General features: G+C 38.7%; 12 protein-coding genes. 5 read left to right on the plus strand and 7 right to left on the minus strand.

The window, feature by feature from the left end; all coding sequences use genetic code 11:
* Positions 1-4: 4 nt before the first annotated feature.
* The 4 genes from B5X53_RS00370 (at position 5) to B5X53_RS00385 (ending at position 4,774) form a co-directional block, all read left to right on the plus strand.
* Positions 5-970: a lysylphosphatidylglycerol synthase transmembrane domain-containing protein gene (locus B5X53_RS00370; protein ID WP_079711246.1), complete on the plus strand. Its 966-nt coding sequence runs from the start codon at positions 5-7 to the stop codon at positions 968-970.
* Between the two features lie 37 nt (positions 971-1,007).
* On the plus strand, positions 1,008-2,156 hold the full coding sequence (locus B5X53_RS00375; RefSeq protein ID WP_079711247.1) for an alpha/beta hydrolase: 1,149 nt from the start codon (positions 1,008-1,010) through the stop codon (positions 2,154-2,156).
* A gap of 19 nt (positions 2,157-2,175) precedes the next feature.
* Positions 2,176-3,540 (plus strand): DNA repair protein RadA, encoded by a 1,365-nt coding sequence (radA, locus tag B5X53_RS00380; RefSeq protein WP_079711248.1) that lies wholly within the window; start codon positions 2,176-2,178, stop codon positions 3,538-3,540.
* Between the two features lie 100 nt (positions 3,541-3,640).
* Positions 3,641-4,774 (plus strand): M23 family metallopeptidase, encoded by a 1,134-nt coding sequence (locus B5X53_RS00385; RefSeq protein ID WP_079711249.1) that lies wholly within the window; start codon positions 3,641-3,643, stop codon positions 4,772-4,774.
* Positions 4,775-4,817: 43 nt separating this feature from the next.
* On the opposite strand, the gene B5X53_RS00390 is transcribed toward B5X53_RS00385, so the two are convergent.
* The 7 genes from B5X53_RS00390 to B5X53_RS00420 all read right to left on the minus strand — a co-directional run bounded on the left by B5X53_RS00390 (position 4,818) and on the right by B5X53_RS00420 (position 13,911).
* A complete protein-coding gene (locus B5X53_RS00390) occupies positions 4,818-5,855 on the minus strand; it encodes an NADP(H)-dependent aldo-keto reductase (protein WP_079711250.1) in 1,038 nt (345 codons plus the stop codon).
* Between the two features lie 23 nt (positions 5,856-5,878).
* Positions 5,879-6,826, minus strand: coding sequence for an OmpA family protein (locus tag B5X53_RS00395; protein WP_079711251.1), 948 nt, complete (start codon positions 6,824-6,826; stop codon positions 5,879-5,881).
* 116 nt (positions 6,827-6,942) lie between these two features.
* Entirely contained in the window at positions 6,943-7,713 is a 771-nt protein-coding gene (locus B5X53_RS00400; RefSeq protein ID WP_079711252.1) for an exodeoxyribonuclease III, read from the minus strand.
* A 178-nt stretch (positions 7,714-7,891) separates the two neighbouring features.
* Entirely contained in the window at positions 7,892-8,305 is a 414-nt protein-coding gene (locus B5X53_RS00405; protein WP_157822067.1) for a DinB family protein, read from the minus strand.
* Positions 8,306-8,330: 25 nt separating this feature from the next.
* Entirely contained in the window at positions 8,331-11,306 is a 2,976-nt protein-coding gene (locus B5X53_RS00410; protein WP_079711253.1) for a GEVED domain-containing protein, read from the minus strand.
* A 118-nt stretch (positions 11,307-11,424) separates the two neighbouring features.
* On the minus strand, positions 11,425-12,963 hold the full coding sequence (locus tag B5X53_RS00415) for a glycine--tRNA ligase (protein WP_079711254.1): 1,539 nt from the start codon (positions 12,961-12,963) through the stop codon (positions 11,425-11,427).
* Between the two features lie 63 nt (positions 12,964-13,026).
* Positions 13,027-13,911, minus strand: a complete 885-nt coding sequence (locus B5X53_RS00420) for a hypothetical protein (RefSeq protein WP_079711255.1) — start codon at positions 13,909-13,911, stop codon at positions 13,027-13,029.
* Between the two features lie 156 nt (positions 13,912-14,067).
* Between B5X53_RS00420 and B5X53_RS00425 the strand changes: the two genes are divergently transcribed.
* Positions 14,068-14,484 carry a ComF family protein gene (locus B5X53_RS00425; RefSeq protein WP_232764004.1) on the plus strand — a complete coding sequence of 139 codons (417 nt, stop codon included), beginning with the start codon at positions 14,068-14,070 and terminating at the stop codon, positions 14,482-14,484.
* Positions 14,485-14,515 lie beyond the last annotated feature (31 nt).

The following is a 14,515-nucleotide window of genomic DNA, read 5'->3' on the forward strand; positions in this document are numbered from 1 at the left end:
TCAGTTGAAAAAAAAGATAATTAAAATACTTAAAATCGTACTCCCATTATTATTGGGAGTTTTTTTAATCTGGTATTCTCTTAAAAGTGCTACTCCCCAGGAACGAAAGGAATTATGGCAAAATATTTCAACGGCTAATCCGTGGTTTTTGCTACTTTCTATGTTTTTCGGAGGTCTTTCTCACCTTTCCCGTGCATACCGCTGGAAATTTATGCTGGAGCCCCTGGGTTACAAACCCAAATTGGCCAATAGTTTCATGGCGGTGATGGCTGGCTACCTAGCTAACTTCGGAATTCCACGATCTGGCGAGGTACTTAGAGCTGCCAGTCTTTCTACTTATGAGGAAATCCCTTTTGAAAAAGCTTTCGGAACCATTATTTCTGAAAGAATAGCCGATGTTATTGTGATGCTTAGTATAACAGCCATTACTTTATTTCTTCAAACCGAACACCTTCTCGCTTATTTTAAAGCCAATGAAATTAATCCATTATTTAGCGTGGGAATTCTTTTAGTGCTGATATTATTAGGGGTTTTAGGACTTCAGATTATCAAGAGATCTCAACTTTCTTTCCTGGTACGTATAAAAAAAATGGCCCAGGGCCTTTTAGAAGGAATGCGCAGTATTCTAAAAATGAAACAAAAATGGGCTTTCATCTTTCATACCCTTTTCATTTGGTTGATGTATATTTTAATGTTTTATGTTATTGTATTTTCAATACCAGGATTAGAAAATACTGAGTTTTCAATAATCATGGCTGCTTTTGTAGTAGGTTCTTTTGCCATTTCTGCCACAAATGGCGGAATTGGAGTTTATCCTGTAGCAATTGGCGCAATTTTGATGCTTTTTGGGATTTCAAAACAAAGCGGTGAAGCATTTGGATGGCTCACATGGGGAACTCAAACTGTAATGGTGCTCATTTTAGGCGGATTATCTTTTATATTTCTTCCCATTTTCAACCGTCAGAAATAATATATATATTGTGTAGGTTAAACAAAGCCTAACACCTATGGTAAAAAAATTACTAATTTTTGTGCTGCTAGTGGCACCGCTACTGAGCTCAGCACAAACTCTTTACGAAACGATTTCTTCCGAAAAGCTCGGTGAAAAAAGAGAAATCAAGATTCAACTCCCACGAAACTACGAGGAAAATACCGAAAAAACATATCCTGTAATTCTTGTGTTAGATGGTGACTACCTGTTTGAGCCTATGGCGGGTAACGTAGATTATGCTTCCTATTGGGAAGATGCACCCGAAATGATTGTAGTTGGTGTCAACCAAAGCAAAACCCGTATGGACGATGCTTATTACGACGAGAGAAATTTTCTTCCGGCAGATAAAGGCGCAGCCTTTTTTGAATTCCTGGGAATGGAACTTATGCAGCATTTAGATACTAAATATCGAACTGCTGATTTTAGGGTAATTGCGGGCCACGATTATACCGCGAATTTTATTAATTATTATTTATTAAAACCCGATCCTATTTTTGACGGCTATATTAATCTTAGCCCAGATCTAGCACCACCAATGGCAGATCGCATCAGCAGTAATTTAGCCAAATCTGAAACTAAAAAATGGATTTATCTGGCTACGGGAACTTCTGATATTCCACAGTTAAAAAAGGGAATTGAAGATCTAAACTCACAACTTGCAGCTATAGAAAACGATTTGGTGACTTATAAGTTTGATAATTTTGAAAATGCCACGCATTATTCCCTTGTTGGAAAAGCAATACCTTCTGCATTAGAAAGTATGTTTAGCGTTTACCGGCCTATTAGTCAAAAAGATTATAACGAACTTCTATTGCAAACATCGGTATCTTCAGTTGAATTTCTAACCGATAAATATGCCAGTATCAATGAGCTTTTCAATATTCAGAAGAAAATAAGATTAGAAGATTTTATGGCTGTTCATAACGCGATAGAAAAAACCCGAAGATGGGATGATTATAAGGAATTAAGCAAATTGGCTTACGATAATTATCCGGGTACTATGCTGGGAACTTTTTTTGAAGCCCGCTACGAGGAAGAAACCGGAAATCCCAAGAAAGCGATGCGCACCTATCAAAACGCTTACGGACAGGAAAAAATAGCATTTCTAGATACCGATTTTATGCTTGCAAAAGCTGATGCAATTAAAAAAGATTTCGGTTATTAGCGGGAAAAATTAAAGCTAAATGGCCAAAGTTAAATCAACTTTTTACTGCCAGAACTGTGGTAGCCAATATGCCAAATGGCAGGGCAAGTGCAGCTCTTGTGGCGAATGGAATACTATTGCTGAAGAAATTGTAGAAAAACCCGATGCAAAAGACTGGAAATCGCCGAGTGAACGGGAAGCAAAACGCACTGCCAAACCATTAAAAATAGCTGAAATTGAAAACAGCCCTCAAAACCGATGGAAAACCGGCAATAATGAGCTGGATCGGGTTTTAGGTGGCGGACTTGTTCCGGGATCGCTCACCCTGCTGGGCGGTGAACCGGGCATAGGAAAAAGCACGCTTCTTCTTCAAATTTCGCTTCAGTTAAATTATAAGGTTTTATATGTTTCCGGGGAAGAAAGTCAGCAGCAAATTAAAATGCGTGCAGAGCGTATCAATCCCGTTGCTGCAAATTGTTATATTCTTACCGAAACAAAAACCCAAAATATCTTCAGGCAAATTGAAGCCATCGAGCCTGAAGTAATTATTATAGATTCCATTCAAACCCTGCACAGTGACTATATTGAAAGTGCTCCTGGAAGTATTTCCCAAATCAGGGAGTGCACCGCAGAACTTATAAAATTCGCCAAAGAAACTAACACACCTGTTATTTTAATCGGTCATATTACCAAAGAAGGCAGCATTGCAGGACCAAAAGTACTGGAGCATATGGTAGATACCGTTTTGCAATTTGAAGGCGATAGAAATCACGTATATCGAATTTTACGCGCCCATAAAAATCGTTTCGGTTCAACCCACGAACTCGGCATTTATGAAATGCAGGGCAGCGGACTTCGGGAAGTAAGTAATCCATCTGAAATCCTCATTTCCAAAAATGATGAAGACCTCAGCGGAACTGCAATTTCCGCCACGCTGGAAGGAATGCGGCCGCTTATGATAGAAATTCAGGCATTGGTTAGCACTGCTGTTTATGGAACTCCGCAACGTTCAGCTACCGGTTATAATGTAAAAAGATTGAATATGTTACTGGCCGTTTTAGAAAAACGGGCCGGTTTCAGACTTGGCGCAAAGGATGTTTTCCTCAATATTACCGGCGGAATTACCGTAGATGATCCCGCAATAGACCTTGCCGTGATTGCTGCTATTTTATCTTCGAATGAAGATATTTCTATTCCAAAAGATATTTGTTTTGCAGCTGAAGTTGGGCTTGCAGGAGAAATCAGGCCCGTCACCCGGGTAGAACAGCGCATTATTGAAGCCGAAAAACTCGGTTTCGCCTCCATCCTAGTTTCTAAACAAAGCAAAATCCCAAAATCAAACTTCAGCATTACTATTATAAAAGTTGCAAAAATTGAAGATGTGGTAAGCCATTTGTTTGGGTAGATTCTGCAGTATTTCTAAAATTGCAAAGCTAAAAGAGTGAGGAAAATATCCTATCAATCTGGCACAATTACTGCTTAACAATACCCGGAAACGATAGATTATGAAGCAGATAAAAATTTTAGGTATATTCTTAATTTTAATTGTTGCGGGATGTTCGCAAATCAATAAAGCATCCGATTTTATTACTAATCCAACCGCAAAAGAACAGTATAAACGTGATTTTAATGTTTCAGATGAATTATTCCAGATTTGGGAAAATTCAGCAGAAACGGCATTTCAGGATAGTGTGGAAGTCAGTTTGCCGTATGCTGAATCCGGTAAATTCTATCCGAAAAGTTTTTCAGTCTATTCTTATGAAATCGAGCTCCAACCCGGCGAAGTTTTGAATTTAGAGGTAGAAACCGATTCTACAAAGCAATTGGTTTTTATTGAACTTTTTGAAAAAACCGCTGATTCCATCACTAAATTTGAAAAAGTAGAATCAAACGATTTTCAGAAGAAAAAATTAAATTTTGAAGCTGAAAAAACCGCGACTTACAAAGTGGTAATCCAGCCGGAAATTGAAGCACATACTCCTTTCAAATTTAAAATGGAGAAAAATCCTGCGTATTTATTTCCCGTAAGCGCCGGGCTTAATGCCAATGTCCAAAGCTATTGGGGAGATAATCGCGATGGTGGATCCAGGAGCCACGAAGGCATTGATATTTTCGACAAAAGAGGTACGCCAGTAGTCGCCGCAACTGACGGGAGTATAGGTTATACCGGTGAAAAAGGATTGGGTGGTAAACAGGTTTGGTTAAGGGATCGCAAACGCAACCAATCTCTTTATTATGCCCATTTAGATAGTATTGCAAATGTTTCAGGAAATGTAAAAAGGGGAGACACCTTAGGTTTTGTTGGCAATACCGGGAATGCCAGGACCACGCCGCCACACCTTCATTTTGGAATTTACAAAGGTTATCGAGGCGCTATAAATCCATTGCCTTTTGTATATCAAATCAATCCCTTGCAAGCTGATCCAGAGATACTGGACAGTATTCCGAAAAAATTAATTATTAAAAGCAGAACGGCTAATCTTAGGAATAAACCCACAACTTCAAATTCCAAGATTTTAAGCACCTTAAAAGCCCAGGACACGCTCCAGTTTTTAGGAAAAACAAATGAATGGTTTCATATTAGAACCTCAGCAAATAGAGCTTCCTTTATTCACCAAAGTTTAGTGAGTCCTATTTAATTGACGTCATCCTGATTTTATATCAGGATCTAATTTTATTAAATTAAGGCGCTGGATTGGGATAGGTTTCGTGAATTTTATTGATCTCTTCCAAAACTTCTTGAGAAAGTTCTAAATCTATACTTCCAATATTTTCTTTTAACTGTTTTATAGACGTTGCACCAATAATATTACTGGTTACAAATGGCCTGGTATTTATAAAAGCCAGCGACATTTGCGCAAAATTCAAATGATGCTTTTTAGCAATTTCAGCATAAGCTTTGGTGGCCTTTACCGCCTGATCATTAGAATATCTCTTATACTGCGGAAATAAACCTAATCTGGAATTTCCCTGAATTCCATCTAAATGTTTCCCGCTTAAAGTTCCCATTCCTAATGGGGAATATGGAAATAAACCTACATTTTCACGATGAAGAATTTCAGTTAGTCCTATTTCATCTTTTCGGTTAAGTAAATTATACGGGTTTTGTACCGTAATCATTTTGGGTAAATTATGCTTTCTGCTTTCTTCAAGAAAACGCGAAAGTCCGTAAGGCGTTTCATTAGATAAACCAACCTCCCTTATTTTTCCTTCCTTTACAAAGCCATCTAAGGTTTCCAGTACTTCTTTAAAATTATCTTCCCATTGATCATTTTCATCATGCTCATAGCCTAATTTTCCGAAAAAATTAGTGTAGCGTTCCGGCCAGTGCAGCTGATAAAGATCTATATAATCGGTTTGTAATCTTTTCAGGCTTTTATGCAGAGCATCGGTTATCGCTGCTTTTGAAAACCCAAGATTATCCCGAATATGTTCCATAGAATTCCCGGGACCAACCACTTTAGAAGTAAGTACCACATCTTCCCTTTTTCCCGATTTTTTAAACCAGGAACCAATAATTTTTTCGGTACTTCCCTGAGTTTCGGCTTTTCCGGGTATGGAATACATTTCGGCAGTATCCAGAAAATTCACTCCATTTTCAAGTGCGAATTCAATTTGTTCGTGACCTTCAGCTTCAGTGTTCTGTTCGCCCCAGGTCATGGTGCCCAGGCAAATTTTACTAACTTTTATATCCGTGTTCGGGAGTGTGGTATATTTCATCAATTGTTCTTCAGAAATTCAATTTATTCTTCATTCAGCAATTTAGTAACCTCATCTAATTTTGGTGTTAAAATCACTTCAATTCTTCGATTTTTTGCTTTCCCTTCAGCGGTTTCGTTAGTAGCTATAGGCGCATATTCCCCTCGGCCCGCTGCGGTTAAATTCTGCGGATCTATATTATTGTTTTCCTTTAAAATCTGAACTATAGAAGTCGCTCGCTTGGTAGAAAGATCCCAGTTATCGTTTAACGGGCCGCTTCCACCGTAAGGCACATTATCGGTATGGCCTTCAATTAAAACCGCGATATCGGGATTCTCTGCCAGTACCTGACCTAATTGCTGCACGGCTTGTCTTCCTTCATTATTAACAGCCCAGCTTCCTGAGCTAAATAGCAACTTGTTTTCCATTGAAACGTATACTTTCCCATCACGTTGCTCTACGGTTAACCCTTTGCCTTCAAAATTGGTTAAAGCCTTTGAAATGGCGTCTTTTAAAGCGTTCATTTTGGCATCTTTGGCAGCGATTAATTCTTCCAGCTCATTTACCCTTCTGGAACGAGCATCTAGATCACGTTGCAATTTATCGAGACGCGTTTGCTCTGCAACCAGTGCTTGCTCTTTCTCCTCAAGTTCAGCCAGAAGCTGACGGTTTTGCCGGGAATTTTCTGCAATCGCAGCCGAACTATTTTCCTCTAAAGCATCGTAAGAATTTTTAAGGGTCGCATAATTTTTTCGTGCACTTTCAAGCTCATCTTTTAAACGATCCCTTTCAGCCGTAGCTTCAGCATAATCTTTTTTTAATGCTGAAAATTCTTCATCTAAATTTTGATATTTTTCGAGTTCAGATTGTGTATTTCGGTTTTCACGTTTTAAATCGGCGTGCCTGCCTACGAGTTCCTGATATTTTTTAGAGGATACACAGGAAGTCAGCATAAAAACCGCTGTGAATGCTAAAACAAGTATTTTTTTCATTTTTATAATTTTTAATATCTTCTAATTTACCGTCATCCGAGCCCAATAAATTATCGGTAGAAGCAATCTGCAAATTGGTTAGAGATTACTTCACTCCGTTCGTAATGACATTCTTTCTAAAAATCTGATTCCAATTCCACCAGAACAGGACAGTGATCGCTGTGCTTGGCTTCGGGTAATATAACGGCTCTTTTTAGTTTTTCTTGTAAAGGCTCGGCCACCAAATTATAATCTATACGCCAACCCTTGTTGTTGGCGCGGGCATTGGCGCGATAACTCCACCACGAATAATTATCACCTTCCTCATTAAAATGCCTGAAGGAATCTATAAAACCGCTTTTCATAAAATTATCAATCCACTCTCGCTCTACCGGCAAAAATCCGGAAACATTTTTTAGTCTAACAGGATCGTGAATATCTATGGCTTCGTGGCAAATATTATAATCTCCACAAATTATTAAATTCGGAAAATCCTTTTTTACTTCATCTACATATTTCTGAAAATCGTCCATAAACTGTAGTTTGTGTTCCAGCCGGGCAATATTAGTCCCGGAAGGCAAATACAAACTTACAATGGAAAAATCTTCAAAATCGGCACGGATAGTTCGGCCTTCAAAGTCCATATAATCTATTCCAGTGCCATATTCTATATGCAAAGGTTTGTGTTTACTTAAAATAGCAACCCCGCTGTAACCTTTCTTTTGCGCGGGATACCAGTAATGATAAGGATAACCGGCTTCTTTAAAATCATCGAGATTTAATTGATCAGGAGTCGCTTTTATTTCCTGAAGACAAACCACATCTGGATTTGCCTGTTGCACCCAATCTAAAAAGCCTTTTCTAACGGCAGCTCTAATTCCGTTTACATTATAGGAAATAATCTTCATTTAAGTCAATTTTCCTCAAAAATAAGGCTAAATGCAAGATTTACAAGTTGGATTGTTGAATTTCCAATAGCTTTTTAGCCTGCAGAAAATGTCGTTCTTCGTGAGCAAGAATAATTTTAATGCCAGCATCAAGTTTATACACAATTTTAGGGTTTGCAGGCGAAGAAATAACCGCATTTTATTTCAGTAAATCTTCAGACTCTAAAATTTTCTTTTTTAATTTTTCCTGATGTTCAATAAATTTTTCCAGAATATCTTCTGAGGCATTATCTTCAGAAGGTTTCCAGATCGAGAAAGTTTTAGTTTTTTTAGAGGTTTCAGGTTGTACCGATTTTAAGATTACTTTTCCGAAGAAATTTACCAAAAAACCAAGATTCGCCGTAAATGGTTTTCTATGATCTTTATTCCTCAACCTATCAATCATCGGGAAATACGACTCATTAATTAAAATCAGATGCTTTAAATTTTGAGCAACACTCCAGGTTTCGACATCGGGTTTCCAGTGAATTTCACGTTCACTGAGCTCGCCAAATGTCTTTCTAAACTTTTTTGTAAGTTCATCAAGCCTGTGTGTAAATTCTTGAGTATACACCTTTAAAATTTTGAATTAAGAAAGCCTATTCTACTATAAAACGTTTTACTTTTCCTACTTCCCGCGTTCCCATTCTTACCAAATAAACCCCTCGAGCGGCGTAAGACATATCAAGCTCATAAACATAGCCTGTACCGTTATTTTCTACCTGATTTTCTAACATTTTTTGACCTAGAATATTATGGACCGTAATTCTTAAAGTTTCTTCATAATCTGTTTCCATAATTACTCTAAACTGCTTATTTTCTTCTGAAACCACCACCAATTCGGCTTCGTTCAAAATAAAATCTTCAATATCTAAAGCAGAATCGGTAATATTTACCGAGTAATCATGCGTAGTACCATAAGCCATAACCTCACAGGGATTATTTAGATCCCCGTCAAAATCTACATCTCCTGCTCTAATTCTTAATAAATGCTGACCCAAAGGCGCATCTTCGGAAATACTAAAATTGTAGGAGTGCCATTCGCCAGAGGTAGGTATAACTTCTGAAGTTATGAGACGTTCCTCGTCACCAAATACAGCATCATCATTAAAATCTATCCAAAGGGAAAACTGCTCCGCATTTGCATCAGTTAAGTCTCCAAACAAGGATTGCACCGAAACGGTAAATTCCCCCTGGGAACGATCTAAAGTAGCCGAAAGCCCAATAAAATCGGCATATCCATTTCCGCAGGGAATACGCTCGTTAAGAACATCTTCTAATTCAAAAAACGAAATCCCGTCTCCAAAACTACAATCAGAGCCTTCGGGAATACAATCTAAATTAGCTACAGATCTAACGCTGGTATCATTACTGGCATCAAAATCATTTTCCAACCGAGTACCTGCGGTAATTCTATAACTTCCGGAAGGTGAAATATCTGCAGTTTGATTAAATGTATAAACTTCAAGACCTCCAACTTCCAGCGTACCGTTAAAAACTTCCCTTACCGGGGTGTTATTCCCAACCTGGTAAAAAACCGGTATATCTTCTTGAGGTTCGCCCCCAAAGTTTTCTATACTAACGGTTATTTCTTCTGAATTCCCTAAACTCTCACCGGTTTGCGGAGCATCAATTGAAGTTACCCCAACATCGTTTGGTGGTAAATGTCTAACTGAAGCAATCAATGTATCATTTTCTATATTTTCATCTCCTTCCAAATTTGTACTGAAAAGAAAATCGTAGGTTTCTCCAACTTCAGAAAGATCGGCGGTTTCAGAAAAAGTGAATTCTGCAGAACTTGTTGCAGCAAGACTTTCTTCAAAAGTTTCAGTCACTTCGGGACCACCATTTATGCTATAACTAACATCAAAATTAGCATGTCCGTTTCGGCCATAATTCCTGATTTTCACGGTTATTTCTTCATTTGTACCTAAACTGGCATCTTGTGGACTAACCAAAGAAACTACACCAAGATCGTTATCAAAATCTGGTGCGATTTTAAAAACACCCACGTGATTTTTCCTTTCCTGGCCTACAAAATACTCGCCATTATGCCAAAAGGTGAGCCCGTCTGCCGCGTCTACACTTAAATGCGCATAATCCCCGTATCGGGAATTGGGATTTGGACTTTCGCCTTCAATAATATTTTGCTCTTCAATAGTCATAATCCCCGGTTCATCATTAAGGTATCTCCCCGTATATCGCAGCGAGGGAAAAACCGGATTTTGCGGATTATCATTTAAAACCGTGTAACCCAGAGCAATATTCCCTTCCGCATCAAGGCCTATACTTCCGCTAAATCGGTCGCTATTATCAGGGGCGTAAGTTCCTTCCTGGTAAACACTCCAGGGACCGCCATCGGTTTGCTGGCGTAATTCATACCAACGTATTCCGGCGTGCTCGGCCGCACTGGGATCTACATCTACCACAAAATTCATAACCACAGCATTATAATTTTGAAACCGTCTATAAGTTGTCATATACATCATTGTAGCCTGTAATACGTCCATTTCGGGAGTATCTTCGCCGGGTTGTGAAAGATTCGAAAAAGAGCCTCCGTCAAATGTGGCTATAAAAGGCGAAACTCCCTCTGCAGCTCCTAATTCTTGTGATTCTGAAATAGTTGAAGCCAAAGGATTATTCCAGTCTACATTAATAAGCCAGAGCTTTAGATGATCTTCATTCACCCCTGCCCACGAATCGTCTTGTAGAAAGACTATAGGCGAATTTCCCCGAGGAGGTATTTCGTTTCCAATTCCCGAAAAACCGGCCGGACTGTAAAACCCGTTAGTTCTAATGCCGGGCAAGGGAAAAGACATAATTTGGGCAGTTTCCCCGGCCAGCATTTGGTCTCTTTCCAGGGCATACACCACCTGGCTTGTGGCGGCGGTTCTGGTGTTTTTATTAGTGGTGATATAATAACCGTCTCCCCAAACTGAAATCTTCGGGTAATCTGGCAAAACCCCGTTTGTAGTAAAGCGATAAGTGTACCAACCGTCATTCATTGGGTCCGGACCTTGTGAGACTGCGATTAAAAAACTTTCGGGGGTATCGCTAAACTGTGAAATTATAAACCTGTCAGCAAATTCATCGTATAAAATAATGGGGTCTCCCAGGGTTTCGTTGGTAAATTCTCCTCCAATACTGGCGAGAGATGCAGGTTCCATAATTCTGTTCCCCGATTTATCGAAAATTGAAAAAGCCGAATTCCATCCGTTAACATAATGGTTTGGCCCCGCAGCCCCGGTAGGATCTGTAGGAGTGGCTTGTGTAGAAGCAGCTTCAAAAGTAAAATTGGGAGCCTTTACAGGGATTTCACCCATTTTTTGCTGAAGCGCTTCATCTCTGGTTTTTGGTAAACCTTTTCCCGGAACAATTTTGTTGATTCCCCGATTCCGGGGATTGTAAATCTTGAATTCTTTTGCCGGCGGAATTAGTTTCCTTTTAGACATTGCAGAAGAAGTTACTGCTTTGGCAGAGTCTATATAAACCGGGCCTGCAGTTTCTCTATCCTGACCCAGAAATATGGAATGAAAACCAAAAATTAAAATTAAAAGGAATAAAATTTTCTTCATTGTGACGAGACTTCTTCTTTTACTTTCTAAAAATAATGATTCTATACGTATCTAAAACAAAAGGAGCGATTAAGTTGATTAACCGCTCCTTTTAATAGTTTAAATAAACACTTCAAAGTTATTTCTTCATCCAGGTCTTAAAATCTATCTCCTGTTCAATAAGTGTCTTAAGCTCTGTAATATCTACGCGTTTTTGGTCCATAGTATCACGGTAACGCACTGTAACTTTTTTATCTTCCAGCGAATCGTGGTCTACGGTAATACAAAGAGGTGTTCCCGCTGCATCCTGGCGACGATATCTACGACCAATCGCATCTTTTTCGTCATACTGAACGCGAAAATCCCATTTTAATTCTTCTATAATTTCGTGAGCAAGTTCCGGTAAGCCGTCTTTTTTAACTAATGGAAGTACTGCAGCTTTGGTGGGCGCCAGTACTGCCGGTAATTTCAAAACCGTCCTTGTTGTTCCGCCTTCCAGTTCTTCTTCTTTTAATGAAGCTGAAAAAACTGCTAAAAACATTCGGTCTAAACCAATAGAAGTTTCAATCACGTAAGGCACGTAATTTTCTTTCATTTCAGGATCGTAAAAACGAAGTTTTTTCCCTGAATGTTCTTCGTGTGCTTTAAGATCAAAATCTGTTCTGGAGTGAATCCCTTCCAATTCTTTAAATCCGAAAGGGAAATTAAATTCTATATCGGTAGCGGCATTGGCATAATGCGCCATTTTTTCGTGATCGTGGAAACGGTAATTTTCTTCACCTAAACCTAAAGAAGCGTGCCATTTCTGGCGGGTTTCTTTCCAGCGCTCAAACCATTTTAATTCTTCGCCGGGGCGCACAAAAAATTGCATCTCCATCTGCTCAAATTCCCTTTGGCGGAAGATAAACTGTCTCGCTACAATTTCGTTTCTAAAAGCTTTTCCTATTTGTGCAATTCCAAAAGGAATTTTCATTCTACCGGTCTTTTGCACGTTAGAGAAGTTTACAAAAATCCCCTGGGCAGTTTCAGGACGCAAATATAAATCTGTAGCAGAATCCGCTGAAGCTCCCAGCTTGGTTCCAAACATTAAATTAAACTGTTTTACATCAGTCCAGTTCCTGGATCCGGTTTCAGGGCAGGCAATTTCCAACTCTTCAATTAGCGCTTTTACATCGGCTAAATTTTCATCGGTAAGTGATTTCGCAAGGCGTTCAAGAATCTCTTTTTCTTCCTTTTTATAACGAATTACCCGCGGATTGGTGCTTACAAATTCTTCCTCATCAAACTTATCCCCAAAGCGTTTCTTTGCTTTGGCAATTTCCTTTTGTGCTTTTTGATTGATTTTCTCGGCATAATCTTCCACCAAAACATCGGCTCGATAACGCTTTTTAGAATCTTTATTATCAATTAAAGGATCGTTAAACGCATCTACGTGGCCCGAAGCTTTCCATGTGGTTGGGTGCATTAAAATCGCGGCATCTAAACCTACGATGTTCTGGTGTAGCTGCACCATACTTTTCCACCAGTATTCTTTAATATTTTTTTTTAATTCTGCCCCGTTTTGTCCGTAATCGTAAACAGCACTAAGTCCGTCGTATATTTCACTCGACGCAAAAATATACCCATACTCTTTAGCATGGGATATTACATTTTTAAAAAAGTCTTCTTGTTTTGCCATAGCACAAAAATAAAAAAACCGCCCTGATAAACAGCAGGGCGGCCTTTGAATTTTAAGTTTTAATTATCTTAGGTTAAAAGATGCTGTTCCCAGTAAAGTTGCATCGGCATAAACGTAAACTTTATACGTACCCTCCTGCAATCTATTTTCGCTGGTATTGGCTAACAAACATACATCTAACTCGTTGTTTTCGTAATAAACTTTTGAAGCTGCGCTATAAACCATAGGCCCGCCCTCGTGCTCTACCACAATTTCATCTCCTACCAGTTCGTTTTCCGGGTTGTACACCTGCACATACATATTTCTTTCTCCGGGGCCGGCAAGATCATTGGCAGTTATGGTGAAACAAGTTCTAATTTGATCTATTCTTCGGGTTCTATCATTTTCTACCAGTTTACCACTGTTTCTTACAATAACTCCTTCCCCACGTAAATTGGTGACTTTAAGCTGCGCTGCCCGATCTACTTTATTAGAAAGATCCTGGTTTGTAGTTTGCAAAGAATCAGAAACTCTCGTTCTTTGCTCCAGGATTACATTAGTGCTGTCTAAAGTTTGAGACATCATTTGGTTTTGGCGATTTAAACTATCTACCACCCTAAATAAACGATCTTTTTCAGATTTTAAATTGCTAATTTCTCTACGATAGCGAGAAATTAAAACCAGGTTGGCTTCATTATCTTCTACTGAATCCAGCAAACGCTCAATTCTGTTCCTGGCATCTACCAGGTTTTGGTCCATCACCTGATTTTCATCTATGGCTTCATCATATTTTATAATTAAATCATTAAGCTCATCTTCTATTACCTCCTTTTCTTTGGTAAGAATTGCCTTATTTTCCTTCTCTTCGTTATAGAATTTAATTGTATAGATCCCTAAGGCCAGTAAGGCCACAGCTAACACTCCGGTTAAAATTTTAAGCGCGGTGTTGTTTTTCTTTTCGGTCATCATATTAATAAATTTTGTTTGTAAATTTAGGAGTTTATTAAGGTAAACCGCAAGCACTTAACAAATGTTTCACGATTTAACAAACCTGTTCTACCCTGCAATATGTAACTGTTGTGACAGCCCTTTATTAAGGCAGAAAAAGTAATTTGCACTTCCTGTTTGCATAAACTTCCAACCACCAGTTACCACCTTGATAACGAAAACCTTAGCAAAAAAGTATTTGATGCACGTTTACCTCTTAAAAATGCTACTTCCCTACTTTACTTTAAAAAGAAAGGAATGGTGCAAAACCTTATCCACAATCTTATGTATAAAAAGCAGGAAGATGTAGGGACTTTTTTGGGAACCTGGCTTGGGGAAGAGCTGAAATCCTATCCCGGGTTCAAAGAAATTGAATGTGTGGTTCCTGTTCTACTTTATCGTAGAAAATTAAACCAAAGAGGATTTGGACAGGAGCTCGCCAAAAAATTAGGCGCCAAATTCATTGAAAAGTTACTGATAAAAAAATCGAGTTCCCGCACCCAAACATTTAAAAACGGCGTGGACGGTGGGACACTATTGATGCCAATTTTATGATAGAAAACCCTAAATATTAGAAAACAAACAT

The sequence above is a fragment of the Salegentibacter salinarum genome (genome assembly GCF_900168115.1).
GTDB lineage: Bacteria > Bacteroidota > Bacteroidia > Flavobacteriales > Flavobacteriaceae > Salegentibacter > Salegentibacter salinarum.